This window comes from Arthrobacter sp. AL12 (genome assembly GCF_029960645.1).
In the GTDB taxonomy this organism is placed as follows: Bacteria; Actinomycetota; Actinomycetes; order Actinomycetales; family Micrococcaceae; genus Arthrobacter.
The window spans coordinates 59,892-81,120 of the sequence record NZ_JASBQY010000002.1 but is presented as its reverse complement, the minus strand read 5'-3'; the positions used below and the strand labels follow the sequence as shown (position 1 = coordinate 81,120).

The window sequence follows — 21,229 nt, the reverse complement described above, 5'->3', positions numbered from 1 at the left end:
CATGTGCGGCCGACTGCATGACCTCCTCTAGGATACCCGACACGCGGTGAGCCGCGTCACAATCACGTAACAGCCGCCCCCGCTTCAGCTCCGTTTCTTGGTCCTGGAGGTCGCCGGCGCGGACCACGGATCCTCCGGCCAGGGGTGCCTGGGGTACCGGCCCCGCATCTCGGCGCGGACCTGCGCGTAGGGCCCGGACCAGAACGACGCCAGGTCATCCGTCACGGCCAGGGGCCGCCGGGCCGGCGACAGCAGATGGAACAGCACCGGCACCCTTCCGGCCACGAGGCGCGGCGTCCGGTCCCAGCCGAAGCACTCCTGGAGCTTGACGGCGACCACCGGGCGGGCGCCGTCATCACCGACGTCGGGGTAGTCGATTCTGACCCAGGAACCGCTCGGCACCTCCAGCCGTTCCGGGACCAGCTCCCCGAGCCGGGCGGCGTCGGGCCACGGCAGCAGACGCCGCAGGGGATCGGCCAGGTCAATCCCGCCCGTGGCAGCGCCGCCGGCCAGTGCCTCGAGTTCCGGCGCGAGCCACTCACCGAGGCGGGCCAGCAACGCCGGCTCGGACACATCCGGCCACGGATCCCCGAGTTCCCGGTTCAGCAGGGCAAGCCGGCGGCGCAGGGCGTCGGCCGCCGTCGACCATCCAATCGTTCCCAGCCCTTCCTTTTCCAGCGCCCGGGCTACTGCCTCGCGTCCTTCAGCGACGGAGGGACGCACCGGCGTGGAGGAAAGGTCGATCGCGCCCAGCCGGCGCACCTTCCGGGCTGTGACCCGGCCCTGGCTGAACATGGCCTCCACGGTGTCACTCAGGAGGTGCCGGGCGGCGGCTTCGGCCGTGTCCGCTGTCAGGGGTGCTGCCGAGCGGATAACAGCTCCCGTCCCGGCCGCGTCGCGCCCCTGGGCCCGGGAGACTTCGGCGACGGCGATCCATTCGTGCCCGGACAGGGAGCTTCCGGCCGGGAGCCCTGCCCGGGTCCCGGAGCTGAGCAGGTAGCGTTCCGGGCCTTCTCCGGGGACCCTGCGCGCCACCCGGTCCGGGAAGGCGAGGGCGACGACGACGCCGACAGCGTCGCGGGAGGTGACGGCTGCCGTGAGGGGTGGGGATACGACGCCGGAGCGCTCCCGGCGTGCGATCGCCTCCATCCGCCGGACGTCGTCCGCCCAGCGCCGGGACGCCGGATCCTTGCCCGTGCGCAGGCCGGCCAGGAGGCGGGGCAGATCGGCGCCGGGCGCGCGCTGGTCCCCGGCGACGAGCGCGACGGCTTCCGCGGCGGTGCGGTCCCCCACGGCGGCTGCCCCGTCCAGCAGGGCCCGGGCCAGCCGGGGATCAGCGGGTACCCTGGCCAGCGCCTTGCCGAGATCCGTGGCCAGGCCGTCCGGTGCCACCGCGCCGAGTTCCCGCAGCACCTCAACGGCTTCGTCCATCGCCGACTGTGGCGGGGCGTCCGGCAGTGAAAGCCCGCGGCCGCAGGGCGATCCCCAGCACGCCAGGACCAGGGCGGCGCTGGTGAGGTCCGCGACGGCGATCTCCGGCGTCGGGTGCGCCGGGGCGGCGCCGTACGTCTTCTGGTCGTAGCAGCGGACCACCCGTCCCGGTCCCTGGCGGGCAGCCCGCCCGGCGCGCTGCTCGGCCGAAGCGCGGGAGCAGGACACGTTCACCAGCCCGGACATTCCACGGCCCGCGTCCCGCCGCGGCTCCCGGGACAGCCCGGAGTCGATGACCAGCCGGACGCCCGGGACGGTCAGGGACGACTCGGCGAGCGACGTTGACACGATGATCCGCGGGCTGCCGCCGGGTTCCCGGCCGGACACGGCGCGGTCCTGCTCTGCCGCGCCGATCTGCCCGTGCAGCTCCAGGACCTCCGCGGGTGTGCGGCCGCGCAGCCGGGCCGCGACGTAGGACACTTCCCACGCCCCCGGGACGAACACCAGGGCGTCAATGTCCAGGCCCGACACGAGTGCTGCAGCATGCGATGAGGCGGCCGTGTCGGCCACATGGTCCAGGAAGGCCCGCGTCACCCCGCGCTCATCCAGCCGTGGCACCGCGGCCGGAGCCCAGTCCACCGCCAACGCATGCAGCGCGGACGGGCAGTCGACGACCGGCGCCGGGCGGCCGGCGTCGGGGCCCGTTGCGCCGGGGTCCTCCGCGTCGCTGCCCGCTCCGATGAGGGCGGCGAACCGCGGCGCGTCCAGGGTCGCGGACATGGCGACGAGTGCGAGGTCGCCCCGCAGTTGGCGGACCTCGGTGAGCATGCCCAGCAGCAGGTCGGTTTCGAGGCCGCGTTCGTGGACTTCATCGAGGATGACGGCACCGGCGGTTTCCAGTCCCGGATCCGCGAGCAGGCGGTTCAGGAGGATGCCCGGGGTGACGAATTCGATCAGCATGCCCGGGCCCGCCTGGCGTTCGCCGCGGACCGTGTATCCGACCCGATCCCCCAGCCGGCTGCCGTCCAGCGCAGCGAGCCGCCGGGCTGCAGAGCGTGCGGCCACCCGGCGCGGTTGGGTGACAATGATGCGTGACCCGGCCGCGCGCCCCTGCTGCCCTGCTGCATCGATGGCGAGGTTGGCCAGCAGCGGAGGGACCAGCGTTGTCTTGCCCGTGCCCGGCGGCGCCTGCACCACGGCGGTCGCGCCCGGGCCGCCGGCCTGTAACGCCTCGGCCAGATCGCCGAGCGAGGGCCCGAAGGCCAGGCCGGACCCAATGACCTCCAGCCTGAACGGCGCGGGAGCAGGGGGCAGCGGAACAGCCGGAGTAGTCACACATCCATTGTCCCCACAAAGCCGGACGCCGTGTTCCGCCCGCCTGCCGGTGAGGCGTCCTCGGTCGTTTCGTCGCTGAACGCTGCCTCGCATCGATTCCGGGACCTTTGACTCATGCGGTTCCTGCTCCAGGGGGCCTAGTCTGGCCCATGGCCGGTTCCGAGATGCTCGAGGTGGAGCGAAAATACGACGCCGGCGAGAACGATGAACTGCCGGTCCTCGAGTCGTTGCCGGGGGTGGAGCAGGTCGGGCCACCCGAGGACGAATCCCTTGACGCCGTCTACTTTGATACAGCCGGTCTGGCACTGGCGTCCCGCGGGATCACCTTGCGCCGGCGGACCGGCGGACACGACGACGGATGGCACTTGAAACTCCCCGTGGCGGTTGGGGAACGTCAGGAATTCACGGTGCCGTTCGGCAAGAATCCTGAGTCGGTGCCTCGGCGGCTACGAAGACTCGTCCTTGTCCATACGAGGGACCAGGACTTGGTTCCGGTGGCAAGGCTGAACACCCGGCGCACCACGCGGCGACTCTTCGCATCAGATGGAACCGCCCTGGCCGACTTCAGTGATGACCGCGTGGATGCCCAGACCCTGTTGGACCCGCAGGCACACTCGACGTGGCGGGAGTGGGAAATCGAGCTGATCGACGGCCACAAGCGGCTGCTCAGGGGCGCCGACGCGCTGCTCGCCGAGGCAGGCCGCCAAAAGTCGGCGATGCCAACCAAACTCGCCCGCGGCTTGGGCGAGCAGAATCCCGCCGTTAGTGAACCTGCCCCCGGACCAGAACCCGAGGGACCGGCGTCCGCGGTGCTCCTTTCCTATCTGGCTCAGCAGGTCGAGGCGCTCAAGAAACATGACCCAGGGGTCCGGGAAAACGCGCCGGACGCCGTCCATCAGCTCCGGGTGGCCGCCCGCCGGATGCGATCCGCACTGGCTACCTTCCGGAACCTTGCCGACAGCGACGTCACCGGCTCGCTGCGCTCAGAACTCCAATGGCTAGCCGGCACCGTGGGTGAGGCACGGGACAACGAGGTCATGGAGGCCCGTCTGCTGGAGTTGGTCGGCGCAGAGCCGCCGGAGCTATTGCTGGGTCCGGCGGCGCGGCAGATCAAGGAGCACTTCGACGCCGCGGCCCACGACGCCCGCGCGAAGGGTCTGACTGCGCTGAAGAGTGCGCGCTACTTCCGGCTGCTCGATGCGCTGGATGCCTTCCTGGCGGACCCGCCGCTGACCGAGACTGCCGGGAAGGAAGCCCTGCAGACAGTGGGCCGGCTCGTGTCGAAGCAGCGCAAACGCTTGAAGAAGGAGGTGCTTGCCCTTGACGCCGATTCCGAAAGTCCAGCCGCGGACGCCGCACTCCATGAAGTCCGGAAGAGCGCCAAGCGCCTGCGCTACGCGGCAGAAGCGGCTGCCCCGATATTCGGGAAACGGGCCACCAGACTTGCACGGGCAGCCGAAGAGATCCAGGAGAGCCTGGGCGATCACCATGACAGCGTCGTCACCCAGGAGCTGTTGCGTGAATTGGCCGCCACCCACCGCGGCAAAAGTGCGTTCACCTACGGGCGGCTGCATGCCCTGGAACAAGCGGCCGGCGAGGAATCCCGCGAGCGGTTCTTCCGCACGTGGAACTCGTCTCCGCCCGAGCCGCTGCGCTGGAAATAGGCGGCCACCTGGACCCCCGGCGTTAGCGGCGCGGCGGTGGAATGACCAGCACGGGTCTGTGTTGCAGACCGGACAACTCCGCTTCGACAGATCCCTCCAGCATCCGTTCCACGGCATGGAGCCGTCCGGGACGTTGTCCCCCGACGATCAGCAGCGAGGCATCCGTGCTTGCCGCCAGCCGCCCAAGGGCCTGGGCGACGGCGCCGTTCAGCACCCGGAAGGACCATTCCTCGCCCGGCGGGCCCAGAATGGCCTGGAGCAGGTCCCGTACGTGGCCGGAGGGAAAGTCCGTCTCATTGTTGACGGCCGGATCCAGCGATGCGCTTGTCCTTGAGGCTGCGGGTTCCCACTCCGTGAGGTAACTGGCCGGATCCACGTAGGCGCAAATGAGGTGGGCGTCCAGCCTTGCAGCCAGGCTGGCGCCGGCCCGGATCAGGGAGTCAGACGGTTCCCAGGCCACTCCCAGCACCACCGGTCCGGGCGGCCAGTCCCTCTCCGCCGCGGCCGGCTGGCCGTGGCCAGTCGAGTCCATTAGCGGGGGCCCGTACCGCGGGCTGCCAGCACGTCCATAATCGACAGGATAACCATTGTGCGAAATCAAGGACAGCATTTTGCCCGGAAGGCTGGCTCCGACGTTGCGGGCGCATCCCGAGCAGTTCTCACGGGGAGGCCCGGGGCCGGGCTCCGCGTCACAACAGGTTGCCGGCGGGTGATAGCTTCTGTCCATGGTTCACGGGGGAGATGTTCCCAAGGGCAGGGCCGTCCTTGCGGCGGGGGTAGGATCCGCGGCGCTGGCCGCCTATTCGATCGCCGGCGCGTTCCAAACACTGGTGTGGAATCCTCTGGCCGCGGTCCCGGGTGCAACGCTTGCCGAAATATACGCAGCCCTTGCCGACGCCGGTGAGTCCCTGGGCGCGCCCCGGGTGATCGCCTGGAGTGCTGTCGGAGTCGCTTTGGCTGCCGTTGCCTTGATAGCAACAATCCTCACGAAAACTCCGCGCGCGAGCGATGTGATCGCCGGCTACCTGGCTTTGATCGTCCTCGCGGCGCCGTCCCATTGGTTCGTCGCGTTTACGGGAGGCATGGGCATAGCCGACGCCTTCGCCACCTCCGGCGGCGGTCATGCCCGACGCCGGAGAGTCCCGGGTCTGGTCGTCGCCCGAGGGTGCCTGGCGCTGTTGGTGGTCGCTGTTTCCGGTTGCGCGGGTTCAACATCCGGAGACGGGGAGCTGCCCTGTTTCCCGCCGGCATTTTCCGTGGCGCCCTCGAGCGCGAAACCAGGCGACACCGTGACCGTGACGGCTCCGGATGCTGTCTGCAACCCGCGCTACGGGGCGAACGCCCGCATCCAGGTGGCCATGACGGATGCCGCCGGCGTGGAGGTGATGACGGCGACCGCCCCGATGGGCGATGCAGGGGGCTTCACCTACAGTTTTGAAGTCCCCACCCGGACCGCTGCGGGACAGTCGGCCATCACGGCAATGCCCTTCAACATCGACTGGTGCGACGACACCGGCAGGAACAACCGGGCTGCAGGCGCCGACGGCGGTCTCGATCGAGTGTCGTGCGTCCTTCCGCAGAAGCCGCTGACCATCACCCAAGGCTGACCAAGCCGCTGACCGGGGGCAACCCCACAGCAACGCGGGGTCACCTCGCGCCCATAATCCAAACGCAGGATGGGCTGGAATTGACCCCGCGTTGCTTCCCCCGGTGGACCGGTTCAGCGGTCATCCGCCGGCCAGCGGCCGTCTGCGCAACGCGAGGATCAGCAGCACCAGACCGACCGGGATGAGGGCAACAGCGGCGTAGAACATCGTCCGTTCGGCCGTGGTGGGCGCAACGATCTGGCTGAACAGTCCGGTCCCTAAGGCCGGATCCACATCCAGGCCCAGATCCTCAAGGCGCATGTAGCGTGAAAATGACACGACGCGCACGGCAACGGCGACGGCCGTCCCAACGGCAATCAGGACTAGTCCCAGCATGATCATGGTCTGGATGCGGTTGAACAAGGTTCCCCCAAGGACGTGTTGACCTTCTCTAGGACATGGAGCCTACCCGTCACCGCTGGCAATGGCTCCCGACCCGTTTTGACTGGACCAGGCATTCCGGGGCGCCGCTTCCGGCGTCGGTCCTCACCGTGATCGAGCCGGCGGCGGCGTGAGCGGGCGGCTCAGCTGTTCTGCAGGTCCGAGTGGTGCTCGGCGACGACGTTCGGGTGGGCCCGCAGCCGGTAGCGCAAGGCATTGTCGCCGTAGGTTTCAAGGATGGGGCTGTTCGTCGGATCGACGGACAGGCCGCGGGCCTTGGCCTGGAACTCCGGGCTGACCGCGAGCTGCGGCATGGTCGCGTCCAGCGCCGGGTTGAAGAAGAACGGAAGCGATATACGGTCGCTACCGCGCAGGGGCGACATCACCCGGTGCAGGGTCGCTTTGAGATACCCGTTGGTTGCCAGTTCCAGCATCTCGCCGATGTTGACCACGAACGTTCCCGGCACCTGCGGGGCGTCGATCCACTGCCCCTGATACTCGACCTGCAGCCCACCCTTTCCAGGCTCCACGAGCAGCAGCGTCAGGACGCCGCCGTCGCGGTGCGAGCCCACCCCCTGCTTGGGCTCGGGGTTGGACTCCCCCGGATACCGCACAATTTTCAGGAGGGGAAAGGCCCGCGCCGCGAATGCCTCGTCGAACGTGTTTTCGGGCGCCCCAAGGGACACCGCCAGGGCACGCAGAAGGGTCAGCGAAATGTCACTCAGCCGCTCGGTCCACTCCAGGACAATGTCCCGCATTTCGGGGAGGGCGTCCGGCCACAGGTTGGGCCCCTCGAGACGCCAGTAATCGGCGACGCCCGGACCCGGATGCACGACAGCACGCTCGACGCCGATATCGATCTGCTCCCGCCAGTCGACGGCGCCGTCCGTGAGCTCGCCGCCGACCCGCGTGTAACCCCGGAACTGCGGGCTGTTGACGTTCTCGACCGCGAGCTTCTGCTCGTCGGGGAGCTCGAAGAAGCGGCGGGAGACGTCGAGGATGGAATCCGTCAGCTCCTGCGGAATACCGTGGCCGGCCAGGTAGAGGAAGCCGACCTCGTGCATGGCGTTGCGCAGGTCATCGCGGAACCGCGAGGCCTCCTCCGGGCCTGCACTCAATTGGGAAAGGTCCAGGACGGGCAATGATTCGAGGGGCACCTTAATAGTCCTTTTCGATGAGCTTGGCAAGCTGGCGGCTGTACTTTCTCCTATGTTACGGAGTTGTGGCTGGAGTGGGGCATTAGCATGTCGAATTAAGACACTCGGGCTGTTGTGCTGGCGGGCATCTGCAGGACCACGTTGCCCCTCTTGCGCCCCGCGTCGACGAAGCGGTGCGCTGCAACGACGTCGGCAAGGTCGTAGCTGCGGTCCCTGACCGACTGGTAGTGCCCCTGTTCCGCAAGGCGGACGAGGAACGCCAGATCCTCGGCCGTGTACCGAACGCGGCCCGCGGTGACGCGTTTGCCGCTCGCCCGGCTCCGCCAGGGGGCCAGCAGTATCGCTTTAAGGTCGGCGACGACGAGCAGCAGTGCCCCGCCGGGGTTGATCGCTGCCGCGGCCCGCTCGAACGGGAGATTGCCGACACAGTCCATGGCGACGTCGTAAGTCCTGCCCTCCGTCGTGACGTCGACGGCGGAGTAGTCGAGCACCCGGTCCGCGCCCAGAGACGCCACCAAACCAGCATTGGCTGCGCTGCTCACGCCCGTGACATGCGCACCGAGCTGCTTCGCGAGTTGCACGGCGGCCGTTCCCACGGCGCCGGAGGCTCCGTTGACCAGGACCGTGTCGCCAGGTTTGACGCCTGCGCGGCCGAGGAAGACCCGCGCGGTGAGGCCGCCGAAAACGAGTGTCACGGCGTCCTCGAACGTCATGTTGCGGGGTTTGGCCGTGATGGCGCCTTCCGAGGGGACACACGCATATTCGGCATGCCCGCCAAAGCTGGCGCCGAGCATCGCGATCACCGCGTCGCCCGGCTGGAACTTGCTGACATCGGCACCGACGGCCTCGACGACGCCGGCGACGTCCATGCCCAGCACGCGGCGTCGCGGCCGAAAGATGCCCAGCGCCGGCGCGGCCAGCAAACCCAGCCCGCGGGGAACATCGCGGCCGCGCGCGCGGTGGTCTGCGGCGCTCACCGTGCTCGCATGCACCTTGACCAACACCTCGTTGCTGCCGGGCAGTGGCTTGGCTATCTCCTCGACCCGCACGACGTCCGGAGGGCCGAACTGCCGGTACACGGCGGCCTTCATCGGGCCACCCCCGCAGCGGAGCGAACGGAGCGGACGGAGCGCACGGTTTGGACGGAGCGGACGGCAGGACCGTGCGCGCGGGTCGAGAGTCGGGCGCGCCGATGGATGACGTACTCTGCCACGGCCACGTTGATCACCCAGGCCGCCGTCATCAGCAGCGCCCGGGTCAGCTCATCGGGCGTTCCCACGAGCAGTATCCAGGCAAGAATCACCAGGGCCTGGGTTCCCGCAGCGACGCCGATCGCATAACCTCGCGTCATCCACGCGCCGTGCCGGACATAATCCCGGTTCTTGAGCGCGATCACCCCAAGGACGATGCTGACCAGCATTGCCGAGCCGAAGAGCAGCCGAACCGGGACGTCGGTGTCGCCGTCCGGGAGGGGGTAGAAGGCCGACATCCACAATCCGGAGAGGGCGGCGAACAGGCCAGCGGGAATGAGAATGCCCCCGGCGACGCGGTGCCAGCCGCGCCTGCCCCGCAGCGCGGGAACGAACTGGAATGCCCCGAGCAGGCTGTAGATGGTGACACTGAAAATATGGACCACGACGGGAACCGGCGAGGCGAAGAACCTTGCATTCTGTGGCGTGAGGGCGGCTCCCCCGGCCAGCTCCGTCATCCGCGACGCCCCCGCGATCACCGGAATGAGGCTCAGGAGGATCAGGGCGACTGGTACGGCCCACGAGGGTCCGCCACGTTCCCTGGGGTGCCCGGTGGGCTGGAGGGCATTGCTGGGTTTTTCTGTCATGGCCTGGTCCTCAGTTCAGCTGGTGTACGGCGTACACCCGATTGGCCCAACCGTAGGTGTACGGCGTACACTTGTCAAGAGGGTGCCGCTAGGGAAAGGTTGTCGGGATGACCCAGCAGCTGGAGGCCACAGCCCGCACGCCCTTGAACCGGGAGCGCGTGCTGCAGGCCGCCGTCGCACTCGCTGATGCCGCGGGCTTCGAGTCGCTCAGCATGCGCCGCCTCGCCGAGGAGCTCGGGGTGGTGCCGATGGCGATCTACAAGCACGTCGCCAACAAGGACGAACTGCTCGACGGTATGGTCGCTGCCCTTATCGGCGAGATCGACCCCCCGGCGCCGGATCTGGACTGGAAGAGCGCCGTCCGCCTGAGGGTGCTGTCGGCGAGGCAGGCTCTGCAGCGCCACCCCTGGGCCCGGCAGGCCATCGAATCGCGGACCAACAAGGCGCCCGCCGTCCTTGGCTACATGGACTCGTTCACCGGCATGTTCCTGGCCGGCGGCTTCTCCGCCGACCTCACGCACCACGTAATGCATGCCATCGGCGGCCGCATGTGGGGGTTCACCCAGGAGCTGTTCGACGCCCCGGCGGGCCCGACGGCGGGGTCCCCGGCGGAGATTCCACCGGAAGCCCGGACCGCCATGCTCGAGCAGATGGCGGCCCGCTATCCGAACATCGTCGCGATTGCCACGTCGATGGACCACGATGCAGGGTCGGTGGTCGGGCACGGCTGCGACGACCAGTTCGAGTTCGAATTCGCCCTTGACCTCCTCCTCGACGGTTTTGAGCGGCTGCACCAGCAAGGCTGGTCATCGACGCAGGCAAAGCTGGACCGCACGTAGGCGGCCGCCCCATCCGGGATTTCCGTTGCCGGTTTCCCCTTGCCGGATGAGGGACTTCGGAGGAGGATGTGCCCACACTCCAGGAGGCCTTTCATGACCAAGCTTGGGAAGTTTGAAAAATACCTGATCGAGGAATTCTTCGACGATTACCGCGCGGGCGCCCTGAGCCAGCGGACGTTCACGCGCCGGGTGGCTTTCATTACCGGGAGCATGGCCGCAGCCTCGGCGGCGATGCTGCTGGTGGGCTGCACGCCGGAGGAAGTCCCGCGCAGCACCGACCCCATGCCCACTCCCAGCCCGTCGACGTCGGGCATGGGGACGGGCACCGCGTCCCTGGGCCCGGTGCCCGGAGCTAAGAGCCCGCTCTCGGTTCCCGAGGGAGCGCCGGGCATCGTGACAGAGACCGTCCGGTTCCCTGCCGGGGGAACCGAAATCAGCGCCTACCTTGCCCGGCCGGAGGCGGGGGCCGCCGGACCTGCGGTCCTGATCTGCCACGAAAACCGCGGGCTGACCCCGCACATTGAGGACGTGGCGCGGCGTTTCGCGAAGGCCGGCTACGCTGCCCTCGCGCTGGACCTGCTCAGCCGGGAAGGCGGGACCGCGGGGATGGACCGCGATGCCGTCCCCGGAGCGCTGACGGCGGCCGGCGCCGAGCGCCATGTCGCCGATTTCGCGGCGGCTTTTGATTACCTGCAGACAAAGGAGTTCGTCGAAGAGGGGCGGATCGCCATGACCGGATACTGCTTCGGCGGCGGCATCACCTGGCAGGCCTCGACGGAGCTTCCCGGGCTGAAGGCGACGGCGGCCTTCTATGGGCCTTCCCCCGACCTGGCGAAAGTCCCTGCCATCAAGCCGGCGGTTTTCGGGGTCTACGCCGAACTCGATCAGCGGATCACCGGCGCACTGCCGGCGCTGAGGGATGCCCTGGCCGCCACGGACGTCCGGCACCAGCTCACCGTCTATCCCGGCGTCGACCACGCCTTCCACAATGACACCGGGCCGCGCTACGTCGAAGCGCAGGCCACCGCCGCGTGGAATGACACGCTGGCCTGGTTCACCAAATACGTCTGAGCCGTTGTTGCACAGCTTTTACCCAGGGCTTACGTGCCTTGTCTTGTGGGTCCCGGCGGCCGGCAACAGACTGGATATCACAAGATGAACTGATCTTCAGCGATCGGTCGACGAGAGCACCGGGACACGGACGCAGTGATGCGTCCCGGCCTGATCCACGGTAGTGCCGCCGAGGGGCAGGCTTTCCCGAACCGGGAGGATGGCAATGGCCGGAACATTTGAACTGTTTGTTGACGCGGAGTCGAAGTTCCGATTCCGGCTCAAGGCACCGGACGGCACGGTGATGGCCGTGTCGGCGGCGTTCCGCGACAAGTCAGCCGCGGTGGCTGGCATCGCCGCCGTGCGGGAGTGCGCCGGGATGGGGCTGATCAGCGACCTGTGCTCCGAGGCCGGAGCGCAGGGCCGGGTCCAGGAATCAGCGCCTGGCGTCGGGGCCCCGCAGGCCCGCCACGACTGGCCTAAGCGGGCCGACGCCTTCCACACCCGCGCCAAGACCATCCGACGGGCAGCATCATCGCCCAGATGGACCGGCGCAGCATAGTCCGACCGGAAACGGCGGCGGTCACGTGCCCGGAGTGTGGGCTACGGGCTCGCTCCGTCCTGGTGCCACCGCAGGACCCGCAGCGCTCGCAGGGTGTTCCAGCGGCTGGGCCGCCCGTCTCCGTCTTCAAGCTCAAAGTGGACCTGCCCGGGATGGGTGTTTTCCAGCAGCCATGTGCCGTCGGTCTGCCTCTTGGACCGTAGCAGCTCGATTGCCTCGGCCAGGCGCGGGTCGGGAGGTCCGCCGGCGGACCGGAAATACTCCAGGGCACGGAGCACGTCGTAATGCCAGCGCGTCGGAAAGGAGAACTCCAGCCACGCCGGATCAATGACCTCGCCGGTGCTTTTGCGGCGGAACAGCCGTCGCTCGAGGAGATACTGCTCGCCCCGCCGCCGCGCCTCGAGGGATTCCGCGGACCCGCCGGTTGACTGCTCGTGCGCCAGCAGGCCTTCAAGCACGTTGATCGTGGTCGCGGCCGAGGACACGACGGCGCCGTACTCCGCCCAGCAGTTCCACCCGCCGTCGTCGAGCTGCTCGTTGCCAAGACGGGCGACCACGCCGTTGACGTCCTGGCCGAAGTAGGCGCCGAGCCCGACGGCCATGCCGTTGATGCAGGGCTCGACCTCGCCGGTGAAAAAAGGCTGTCCGCCCTCCTCCCAGCGGCAGTTGTCCCGCACAAGGGCCACGGCCCGGCGCATCTGTTCGCTGTCGGGGTCGACGCCGAAGTCACGCAACTGAAGGAGGCTGTAGGTGGTGGCGGTCCAGGGCTGCACCCCTTCGCCGGCTCCTTCGGGGCCGCCGGAATCCTCCGGGCTGTCCGTCGCGTCGGCTCCGTCAGAGGGCCCGACGTCGGAGTCGCCGCCCTGCGCGGGAAAATACGCTCCCCCGGACCATTGGCCGTCCTCGCCGCGCAGAGCTAGCAACCGGGCGCCCCATCCTTCGGCCACCACCCTTGCGCGCTCCGCGGCCACGACGTCGGCAGGCGCGCCAGCAAGATCCTGCAGCGCCTGCCATCGAACGGAAGGATCGGAATCCAGCAGCCAGTCCAGTACAGCCATGCGCCGATTGTAGGTGCTCCCGTGGTCCCGTCACAGAGTGCGCTGCCGGCGCTGCAGCTGATTTGTCAGCTGATACTAGCCCTCGCAGTCCACGCAGTATGCGTGGCCGTTCTTTTCCCGCGCGATTTGGGACCGGTGCCGGACCAGGAAACAGGAATAGCAGGTAAATTCATCTTCCGCCTGGGGGATGACCTGGACGATGAGTTCCTCGGCGACAAATTCTCCGCCGGGGACGATCGAGTCGTCCAGCGAATCCGTCTCGTCCAGCTCGCGTGCCACGCTGCGGGCGTCCGGAGCATTCGCAGATTGCAGTGCCTCAAGGGACCTGTCCTGCGATTCCTTGACGTCGGAACGTACTTCGTCGTAATCGGTTGCCACTGCCGTGATTCTCTCTTCTTCGGATTGCGTGTCGGATAGCTGTTCAACAGACGGAACCGCCCGGGTATTCCCCGCACGACAATCTCAATACTTTACACCCTGCAACGATCGGTCGTTGACGGCTTCCCGATCGCCGCCAGCGGACCGTTAGTTTGTACATTCGTTCGATTTAGGGCTATATTCTGGTGAGTTTCTTGGGGGGAATTATGAACAAAGCGCAGAGGCGCGCCCACGTGGAGGCGCCTTGCCGGGAGTGCGGTTCGCGGGTCATCCCGACCTGGAAAGACGAGCGCGCTGCGGCTTCCAGCCAGCCCGACTGGAGGGTGAGTGCCCGGCAATGCAGCCGCCTGGGATGCGTCCTCAATGACCCTCAGAACTGGCCGCCGGAGTCGTGAGTTGCTACCGGCCCGCAGGCCCCCTGCCATGATGGTGGCGTGACTATCGCAAAATCGGTTCTGCTGTTCGTGCTCGCCGCCACAGCGGAAATCGGCGGCGCCTGGCTGGTCTGGCAGTCGGTCCGCGAAGGCAAGGACTGGTGGTGGGCCGGGCTGGGCGTCCTCGCACTGGGCGCTTACGGTTTCGTGGCGACCCTCCAGCCCGACGCGCACTTTGGACGCATCCTCGCAGCGTACGGAGGCGTCTTTGTGGCCGGCTCGCTCGCGTGGGGCATGATGTTCGATGGATTCCGGCCCGACCGCTGGGACATCATCGGCTCCGTGGTCTGCCTGTTTGGCGTGGCCGTGATCATGTTTGCGCCACGAAGCGCCGGCTAGCAATCCAGCGTCGCAGACGCCCCTTTGCATCCGCAGCCTCAAACGACACCCGCCGCCCACCGCCCACCGCCCACCGCGACCAGGAAAGCAGCCCGCACGTGATGACCCAGACCCCGACAAGACCAACCCCGACCCCGAGTGACCCGGCGAAGAAGGTCCGCCTGGTTCTCTGGATCCTGCTGGCGGCCATCGTCGCTGCCGGTCTCGTCTGGTCCGCGGCCCTGACGACCAGCAGGCCCGCACCAGAAGCTTCGCAGCCGGCCGCCGATGCGCAGCTGGTCCGCGGGGACAGCCACCGTCTCACCTCCCCAGCAGTCGAAAAGGCCCAACTGGTCGAGTTCCTGGATTTCGAATGCGAATCCTGCCGCGCCGCCCACCCGCTCGTCGAGGAACTCAAAAGGAGTACGGTGACCGGATCACGTTCGTGAACCGCTACTTCCCCCTCCCCGGACACCGCAACTCCGGGACTGCCGCCCTGGCAGTGGAGGCCTCCGCGCAGCAAGGCAAATACGAGCAGATGGCAGCGAAACTCTTCGAGACGCAACCACAATGGGGCGGGAAGCAGGAATCCCAGGCCGCCGTGTTCCGCGGCTATGCGCAGGATCTGGGGCTCGACCTGGCCAGGTACGACGCCGCAGTGGCGGACGAGGGCACCAAGGAACGGATCCGGAAGGACGCCGGGGACGGCACGGCACTGGGGGTCACCGGCACACCGACCTTCTTCCTCAATGGCAAGAAACTGGTCCTGAACACGGAAGCGGAATTCCGGCAGCTGCTCACCGACGCAGCCCGGTAGGCGCGGCGCCATCCGGCCCGAGCCGCTCCGGCGCTATTGGAGGGATGCCGTCAGGCGGGCCAGATTGTCGGACACTTTTTGGGCTACCGGCCGCCGGACCCAGTCCTGGAGTTGGAGTTCGAAACTGTTGACCCGGTACCCGTCCTCAATCCTGCGGATTGCGTCCACAAAGCCGCGCCCATGCGCCAGGACCGACACCTCCATGTTAAGGCTGAACGACCGGACGTCCATGTTGCTGGACCCAATCACCGCAACCTCCTCGTCAATGGTGAAATGCTTGGAATGCAACACCTGGGGGGCCCGGTACAGGTAGATCCTGACGCCGGCGCGGAGCAGCGCCTCGTAGTACGAACGCTGCGCGTGGTAGACCATGCTTTGGTCTCCAACCTCAGAAACGAAGAGCTCAACGCTGAGTCCCCGGGCTGCGGCCGTAACGATGGCCATCAGGATGGATTCGTCCGGCACGAAGTACGGACTGGTGATGCTGACACGGCGCTCCGCCTTATGGATGAGCGCGGCGTAGAGCTTCAGATTGTTGTCATTGTCAAAGCTGGGGCCGCTGGGCAACACCTGTGCGTCGATGAGAGTTGACCCTGGGTCGAGCACTCGAGACGGCGAATCCAACGGCAAAAGGACACCCGTTTCGCTGTACCAGTCAGTAGCGAAGACCGCATCCAGCTCGCGGACAACGGGCCCCTCGAGACGCACCATCAGCTCGTGCCACTGCAGCCCGCGTTTGACGTTGCCCTTCTTGAGGTAACTGGCGTCGATGACATTCTGCGATCCGGTGAATCCGACGCGACCATCGACGACGAGGATCTTCCGGTGATTGCGCAGGTCCGGCCGCTGCCACTGGCCACGGAACGGCCGCAGCGGCAGCATGGGGTGATATTCCGCCCCGGCATCCCGGAGGTACTTGATGGTTTCCTTGCGACCCGGGAACATGAGGCCCGCCAGGTCATCAGAGAGCACTCTCACCGCGACGCCCCGCGCCCGGGCCCGGGCCAGCGCCTGAAAAAACGGTTCCGTGGTCGAATCGAGGACAAGAATGTAGAACTCCACGTGCACGTAGCTCTCGGCCGACTCGATCTCCGCGATCATGGCATCGAAGGTGCCGTTGTAGTCAGGCAGGAGCTCGGCACTGTTGCCTTTGACCATGGGGAGCGCCCCCAGGTTCCGGTTCAATGCCACCAGCGAATGCAGCCACTCGGGCCAGTCAACTCCACGGCTGACCAGTGGACTCCCCTCTGTCCGTGCCAGGACCAGGTCATTTACCTCCCGTTGTTTGTCGCGGCGGTGCTTGGGCAGTTTTGAGTATCCGACAAAGAGATATGCGACTGCCCCGAGCAGTGGTATGAAAATGATAGCGAGCACCCAGGCAATCGCCGACGACGGGCGACGGTTCATCGAGACGAGGACAGCGGCCATGGCCACCAGGAAAATATGGACCGCCAGCGCGAGCAAAGCGATGGTTTCGGAGTCGTTAAGAAAGTCGCGCACTTACCTGGGGCCCTTCTGCCGGGAAAACGACGGTCCCCCGGGTTCGGGAGCACCTCAAGCACGCCGTCAGATCAAAAGCCTGGTCTTGATCCTCGCAAACTCTTCCGGGCTGATGGTTCCCGCGTCCATCAGAGCCTTGGCTTTGGAAATCTCGTCGGCAGGGCTCGCGGCAGAGACCCTGCGGATGTAGGAATCAGCTTCGTCCTGGTCCCGACGGGCGCGTTCGATCGACCGCTCGGCCATGCCGTCGCCGCGGGCGGCCAGATAGACCAGCAGTGTCACGAAGGGCAGGAAGCACAGGAAGAAGATCCAGACCGCCTTCCACCATCCGCTCAGCCCGTGGTCGCGAAAGAGGTCGCCGATGACTGCAAATACCCCAAACAGGTACGCAAAGAACACGCATGCGGTGAAGAACCACCAGAAAATATCCCAAAAGTTCTCCCAGAAACTCATTTGACTTCCCTGCTCTCAATATTGCGGCGGAACGCGTGAACGTTGACGTGACTTCAATGTGGGCCAGTACCACGATTGTTGGCCCCTTGCCGGTGACGGCCATCACCCCTAGCGGGTGACATTCCGTGCCGGCAACCTGGGCCGCGCGGCTTAGACGATCCCGCGTTCCGCCGCCGTTTTCAGTGCATCGCGCCGTCCCGCTGCACCGAGTTTGCGGTAGATGGACCGTTCGTGAGTCTTGACGGTGTTCACCGAAATGAAAAGGGCTTCGGCGATCTCGGCCGCAGTCATGACTGAACGCATATAGGCCAGGACCTCGCGTTCCCGGTCGGTGAGGGTCCAGTATGACCGTGTCCGGAGGTGCGGGTGGCCTTGCGCGTGGTGTGCCATTCGGGCCGCGATAAACGACTCATGGGTGGTGCCCCACACGGCGTGCCGAATCAACAGCTCCGCGATGTCATCCCGCCGCTCGGTGAAAGGGCGCAGGATGGACTGGGGCTCCGCGCGATAGACAGCATGTTCTATCCGCTCGTGAGTCCTGGCCTCGTCCCGGTTCCCATGGGCCAGGAGCGCCTCGGTCAGGCTCATGCTGGTGTCGAGGTAGCGGTTGCGGTGCTGACTGGTCAGTTCGTTGGCGCAGCGCTGGGCTGCGCTGATCTCGCCGCCGCGACGCAGGAGTTCCGCGAGCAGCGTTTCCACCAGCGGCGCGTGCCCGCCGGCTCCCATTGGCTCGACGATAGCAAGCGCGCTGTCCAGGTCGCCTCTGGCTTCGGCGAGCTTCGCCCGGGCAATGGTGTAAAAGTCATTCCACGAAACACCATAAAGCCCCCGATCGTGGAGGGACTCCAGCGCAGCGCTGGAGTCCGCCAGATGCGTACCGTCGCCGGAGGCGCAGTCAACCAGAACCTGATAGACAACACCGAGGGCGCAGAGCGCGGACAGCTTGTCCCCGAGTCGCAGGGCCTTGACTAGATGGGCCCGGGCACCCTTCAGCTCGTCCCGCCAGTAATACGCGATGCCGCGCGCCAGCCAGGCAGACGCCATTCGGTCCTGCGAAGTCCAGCCGCAGGCATCCGCCCTCTCCAACGCGTGCGTCGCAAGCTCGTCGGCAGTCACGAGATCGCCGGTGACGGCGGACGCCAAAGCCAAATCCGCATCGGCGACTATTTCCGCCTGCTCCGATTGCTGACCGCTGACGTCGGCTCCGACCGATTCGAGCAATACGGTCGCCTGGTGTCCGGCGCGGTGCAGCCTGAACTCGGCCTGGGCCAGCAGGAACATGCCTGTGGAGGAGGTGCCGGGGTGTGCTTCCGACGGGAATTCGGGAAGTGCCCGTGCGTCTTCGGCCGCGAGGCGCAAGTCCAGCCGGCCGGTGGCCGTGGCCGGCACCGGCTCGAAAAGGCCACGGCAGCTGTCGAGCATGCCGCGCCGCGCGGCATCCAGTTCACCCGTACGCGCCATAGCACGCTGCCTGAGTTCCGAGGCCCCGCCGCTGTCGCCGTCAAGTTCCCGGCAGACGGACCTGATTATCAGCATCTCGGCGTCTGCACTCCACGGTGCGGGGAGGTCCAGACACACTTGCTCAAGGGCGGGTGCGCCGTTCTGCAGCAGGAGCTCCAGCCAGTGCCCTCCGATTGACACAACGGCCTGGCGGGGCGCCTGCCCCTGCAGCGCCTGATTCACGCACTCCGAGACGTCCGTGTCCTGGTAGTACCGCGCCGCGATGCGGTGGAGACGTTCGGCAAGAAGCGGGTCCCTCCGTTCCAGTATTCGCCGGCATTGCGCAGCGAACAGGGAGTGCCACCGGTACATGGATTCACAGTCGCGGTATTCGTACTCCTCGATGAACAGACCGTTGCGGAGGCAGGACTCTAGGAGCAGGCCGCCGTCGGGCTGGCCATGAAGTTCGACGGCGAGCCGGCGGCCCAGCCAGTCGCACGTTGTTGCGCGCAGGACGAAGTCTGCCAGCGGCTCGTCAAGCTGGTCCAGCACTTCCTCGGCAATGTAGTCGGAAAGCGGCAGGTTCTCGGGAGGAGTGTTGGTTGTCCTGCCCGGCACATGACGGCCCTGCGCCAAGGCGGTAAGGCTTGCGTGGACGGCGACTGGCCATCCGGCAGTCACCCTCCAGAGAGGTTCAGCATCGAACGAAGCGTCCTGTCCCAGCGAAGAGGCAAGCTGGGCAACTTCATCCTGTGTTAGGGCGAGCTCAGCAGAACCGAGCTGCCCGAGACCTTCCCCGAACCTGTGCCGTTCCAACTGGATGGATGGATGGCCCCGCCCGGAAAGGACCAGCCGCAGCGTCGGCGGGGCTGAAGCGGCGAGCACCCCGACGATCCCGCCGGACAGTTCCGGCCCGGCCAGATGGACATCGTCGATGACCAGCGCCATCGGCTCCGTGAGTTGTTCAAGGGCGCCGAGCAGGAGGTCGTAAGACGCAGCCCGATCGTCAGCGAGACTCGGATCCAGGGCCAGCAGAGAGTTGTTGCCGGGCATGGGGAGTTGGCTGGCGGCGGCCTGGATAGCCCCGACTACCCCTTGGAAGAGCCGTGCCGGTTGGGCATCGAACCGGTCGAGCGACAGCCAGGCGCAGGGCAGATCGCAGTCGCGGGCCCAGTCGCCCAAGAAGGTTGTCTTGCCGTAGCCGGCCGGGGCCGCGACGACGGTCAGCCGGTGGGCATCGGCGGCTGCAGTCAAAGCGCCGTGCAGCCGAGGCCGCGCCAACGCCCCAAGACCGCGTAAAGGTGGCCGGGTCTTCGACTGCGGACCCGGCACGGATAATGACACTCGAGTCAGTCCCACGTCTTTATCGTAGGAGCGCCAAATTGGGTTCAACAGGGGCATAAGGTCCTTGTATGGCACCCTCTGAGCCACAAATCCGGCCAAACGAGCGGTACCGCAGAGACCCGGAATTAGGTGCCGCAGGGCCCGGGAACTATGCGTCCGCCCGGGAGTACCATCAGGTCATGGCCGCTAAGCAGGGGAGCCGAAAGAATCCGGTCTTTGTCCGTGAACTCGATAAAGCCGCCAGACGACACGTTGTCCTCGTCGCCGTCCTGCGGCTGGCGGTTTTTCTGGCAGCAATCCTCTTTTTCTACTTTGCCTTTCCGGTAGGCGGATTCAATGAGAGCAGCCCCGCGGGGGCGTGGATCCGGCTCGGCCTTGTTGTACTCGCGTTTCTGGTTTCCTGGGCCCTGCAATTGCGGATGATCGTCGCCGCCGAAGTACCCCAGATCCGCGCGGCCGAGGCAGTCGTTGAGACCATCCTGATGTTCCTGTGTCTCTTCGCTTTGCTGTACGTGTCGATGTCTGTGACGGACCCGTCGGCCTTTACCCAACCGTTGAGCCGGACGGACGCCCTGTACTTCACCACGGTCACGTTCGCCACGGTGGGGTTCGGCGACATTACGCCGGTCAGTCAGCTAGCACGGGCAGTCGTGACGGTTCAGATGATCGCTGGAATGGGTGCCATCGTCTTGATAGCGAAGGTCGCCTTTTTCGCGGCAGGAAAGCGGCTGCACGGGTAATGCCGGGGCTCACCCCGAACGGATGAGCGGAGCGCTGTGCGCTGAGTGCAGCTGCCGCGGGATTGACGGGGGCCGTGAAATGCGCGCGGCGACGTCGGCTGCGCCACCCGGACCAGACCCCCGGAGGCGGGTGCTGCCCTCGGTGCCCGCACTCGCTGCGAGCGGAGTTTCTCGCGCCGGGGCGCCAGATCACCCTGGGCGGGTGGGGTTGGGCCCGCACGCCACGTGGACAATGAAAATTGTCACGACTGCCCGCCAGGGAACAGGAGCCTCGCATGAAGATCGGCCCATTGGAAGTGATTATCTGTGCCTTTCCGAAACCAACCATTGACGCCTCCGTCATCAAAGCACTCAGCGAGACGGTTAAGTCCGGTGCGGTGGCCTTGGCGGATTTGGCCCTGGTCAGCCGGGATGGGCAGGGAGTTGTGCACGTCCGTGACTTGCAGGATGACCTGCCAGCGGCGTGGTCCGGCATGATCCGTGATTCCCGGCCGCTGACTCTTCTCAACGACGCCGACCTTGAGCTGGCAGCGGAAACAATCGGAGACAACGAAATAGCGCTGGTCGCCGTCGTCGAACACCGCTGGGCACAGCGACTTTCAGAGGAGGTGCGGCGCTCAGGTGGTGTGACGGCACTGCAGGCGAGAATTCCGCAGGAAGATGCAGTCATCGCCATCGAAGCAGATGGCGTCACCACAAGCTGAACGGGATATACCGACAAAGGGAACGATCTCATGCCATTTGCCAGAAGCGGCCGCCCCGGGCTGCTCGGAACGGTTTCTCGAACGGCTGCTATATCGGGCACTCCACGGGTGACAGCCGCTGCAGCAAATCGCCCAGCAGCC

Annotated in this window: 19 protein-coding genes and 1 pseudogene; 9 read left to right on the top strand and 11 right to left on the bottom strand. The window is 66.7% G+C overall.

Going from position 1 to position 21,229, the window contains the following annotated elements; all coding sequences use genetic code 11:
* Positions 1-84: 84 nt before the first annotated feature.
* A complete protein-coding gene (gene hrpB, locus QK291_RS03115; protein ID WP_282379080.1) occupies positions 85-2,766 on the bottom strand; it encodes an ATP-dependent helicase HrpB in 2,682 nt (893 codons plus the stop codon).
* Between the two features lie 149 nt (positions 2,767-2,915).
* Between hrpB and QK291_RS03110 the strand changes: the two genes are divergently transcribed.
* Complete coding sequence (locus QK291_RS03110) at positions 2,916-4,430, top strand: CYTH and CHAD domain-containing protein (protein WP_282379079.1); 1,515 nt, start codon at positions 2,916-2,918, stop codon at positions 4,428-4,430.
* A 22-nt stretch (positions 4,431-4,452) separates the two neighbouring features.
* On the opposite strand, the gene QK291_RS03105 is transcribed toward QK291_RS03110, so the two are convergent.
* The gene (locus tag QK291_RS03105; protein ID WP_282379078.1) at positions 4,453-4,962 is read right to left on the bottom strand and encodes a universal stress protein; all 510 of its coding nucleotides are present in this window, start codon (positions 4,960-4,962) and stop codon (positions 4,453-4,455) included.
* 193 nt (positions 4,963-5,155) lie between these two features.
* Here QK291_RS03105 and QK291_RS03100 point away from each other — a divergent pair, with 193 nt between their 5' ends.
* Positions 5,156-6,037 carry a hypothetical protein gene (locus QK291_RS03100; protein ID WP_282379076.1) on the top strand — a complete coding sequence of 294 codons (882 nt, stop codon included), beginning with the start codon at positions 5,156-5,158 and terminating at the stop codon, positions 6,035-6,037.
* Positions 6,038-6,157: 120 nt separating this feature from the next.
* Here QK291_RS03100 and QK291_RS03095 read toward each other — a convergent pair whose 3' ends face one another.
* The 4 genes from QK291_RS03095 to QK291_RS03080 form a co-directional block, all read right to left on the bottom strand.
* A complete protein-coding gene (locus tag QK291_RS03095) occupies positions 6,158-6,439 on the bottom strand; it encodes a hypothetical protein (protein ID WP_282379074.1) in 282 nt (93 codons plus the stop codon).
* 161 nt (positions 6,440-6,600) lie between these two features.
* On the bottom strand, positions 6,601-7,614 hold the full coding sequence (locus QK291_RS03090; RefSeq protein WP_282379073.1) for a 2-oxoglutarate and iron-dependent oxygenase domain-containing protein: 1,014 nt from the start codon (positions 7,612-7,614) through the stop codon (positions 6,601-6,603).
* A gap of 95 nt (positions 7,615-7,709) precedes the next feature.
* Positions 7,710-8,705 (bottom strand): NAD(P)-dependent alcohol dehydrogenase, encoded by a 996-nt coding sequence (locus QK291_RS03085; protein WP_282379072.1) that lies wholly within the window; start codon positions 8,703-8,705, stop codon positions 7,710-7,712.
* Positions 8,702-9,451, bottom strand: coding sequence for a DUF2306 domain-containing protein (locus QK291_RS03080; RefSeq protein WP_282379071.1), 750 nt, complete (start codon positions 9,449-9,451; stop codon positions 8,702-8,704). The genes QK291_RS03085 and QK291_RS03080 overlap by 4 nt, the downstream gene beginning before the upstream one ends.
* Positions 9,452-9,558: 107 nt before the next feature.
* On the opposite strand from QK291_RS03080, the gene QK291_RS03075 reads away from it, so the two are divergent.
* The 3 genes from QK291_RS03075 (at position 9,559) to QK291_RS03065 (ending at position 11,902) form a co-directional block, all read left to right on the top strand.
* The gene (locus tag QK291_RS03075) at positions 9,559-10,290 is read left to right on the top strand and encodes a TetR/AcrR family transcriptional regulator C-terminal domain-containing protein (RefSeq protein WP_282379070.1); all 732 of its coding nucleotides are present in this window, start codon (positions 9,559-9,561) and stop codon (positions 10,288-10,290) included.
* A gap of 93 nt (positions 10,291-10,383) precedes the next feature.
* Positions 10,384-11,361 carry a dienelactone hydrolase family protein gene (locus QK291_RS03070; RefSeq protein ID WP_282379069.1) on the top strand — a complete coding sequence of 326 codons (978 nt, stop codon included), beginning with the start codon at positions 10,384-10,386 and terminating at the stop codon, positions 11,359-11,361.
* A gap of 205 nt (positions 11,362-11,566) precedes the next feature.
* The gene (locus tag QK291_RS03065; RefSeq protein WP_282379068.1) at positions 11,567-11,902 is read left to right on the top strand and encodes a DUF1508 domain-containing protein; all 336 of its coding nucleotides are present in this window, start codon (positions 11,567-11,569) and stop codon (positions 11,900-11,902) included.
* 41 nt (positions 11,903-11,943) lie between these two features.
* On the opposite strand, the gene QK291_RS03060 is transcribed toward QK291_RS03065, so the two are convergent.
* Entirely contained in the window at positions 11,944-12,960 is a 1,017-nt protein-coding gene (locus QK291_RS03060; protein WP_282379067.1) for a hypothetical protein, read from the bottom strand.
* Between the two features lie 75 nt (positions 12,961-13,035).
* Positions 13,036-13,338, bottom strand: coding sequence for a DUF4193 domain-containing protein (locus tag QK291_RS03055; RefSeq protein WP_282379065.1), 303 nt, complete (start codon positions 13,336-13,338; stop codon positions 13,036-13,038).
* Positions 13,339-13,772: 434 nt separating this feature from the next.
* Here QK291_RS03055 and QK291_RS03050 point away from each other — a divergent pair, with 434 nt between their 5' ends.
* Both QK291_RS03050 and QK291_RS03045 read left to right on the top strand, forming a co-directional pair.
* Positions 13,773-14,111 carry a YnfA family protein gene (locus tag QK291_RS03050; protein WP_282379063.1) on the top strand — a complete coding sequence of 113 codons (339 nt, stop codon included), beginning with the start codon at positions 13,773-13,775 and terminating at the stop codon, positions 14,109-14,111.
* A 101-nt stretch (positions 14,112-14,212) separates the two neighbouring features.
* Positions 14,213-14,907, top strand: a pseudogene (locus tag QK291_RS03045) (thioredoxin domain-containing protein).
* 33 nt (positions 14,908-14,940) lie between these two features.
* Here the strand turns inward: QK291_RS03045 and cls are convergent.
* The 3 genes from cls to QK291_RS03030 form a co-directional block, all read right to left on the bottom strand.
* Positions 14,941-16,407: a cardiolipin synthase gene (cls, locus tag QK291_RS03040; protein ID WP_282379061.1), complete on the bottom strand. Its 1,467-nt coding sequence runs from the start codon at positions 16,405-16,407 to the stop codon at positions 14,941-14,943.
* A 66-nt stretch (positions 16,408-16,473) separates the two neighbouring features.
* Complete coding sequence (locus tag QK291_RS03035) at positions 16,474-16,860, bottom strand: SHOCT domain-containing protein (protein WP_282379060.1); 387 nt, start codon at positions 16,858-16,860, stop codon at positions 16,474-16,476.
* A gap of 150 nt (positions 16,861-17,010) precedes the next feature.
* Positions 17,011-19,554 carry a LuxR C-terminal-related transcriptional regulator gene (locus tag QK291_RS03030; protein ID WP_282379059.1) on the bottom strand — a complete coding sequence of 848 codons (2,544 nt, stop codon included), beginning with the start codon at positions 19,552-19,554 and terminating at the stop codon, positions 17,011-17,013.
* Positions 19,555-19,823: 269 nt separating this feature from the next.
* Between QK291_RS03030 and QK291_RS03025 the strand changes: the two genes are divergently transcribed.
* Both QK291_RS03025 and QK291_RS03020 read left to right on the top strand, forming a co-directional pair.
* On the top strand, positions 19,824-20,384 hold the full coding sequence (locus QK291_RS03025; RefSeq protein WP_282379057.1) for a potassium channel family protein: 561 nt from the start codon (positions 19,824-19,826) through the stop codon (positions 20,382-20,384).
* 275 nt (positions 20,385-20,659) lie between these two features.
* Positions 20,660-21,088 (top strand): DUF6325 family protein, encoded by a 429-nt coding sequence (locus tag QK291_RS03020; protein WP_282379055.1) that lies wholly within the window; start codon positions 20,660-20,662, stop codon positions 21,086-21,088.
* Positions 21,089-21,229 lie beyond the last annotated feature (141 nt).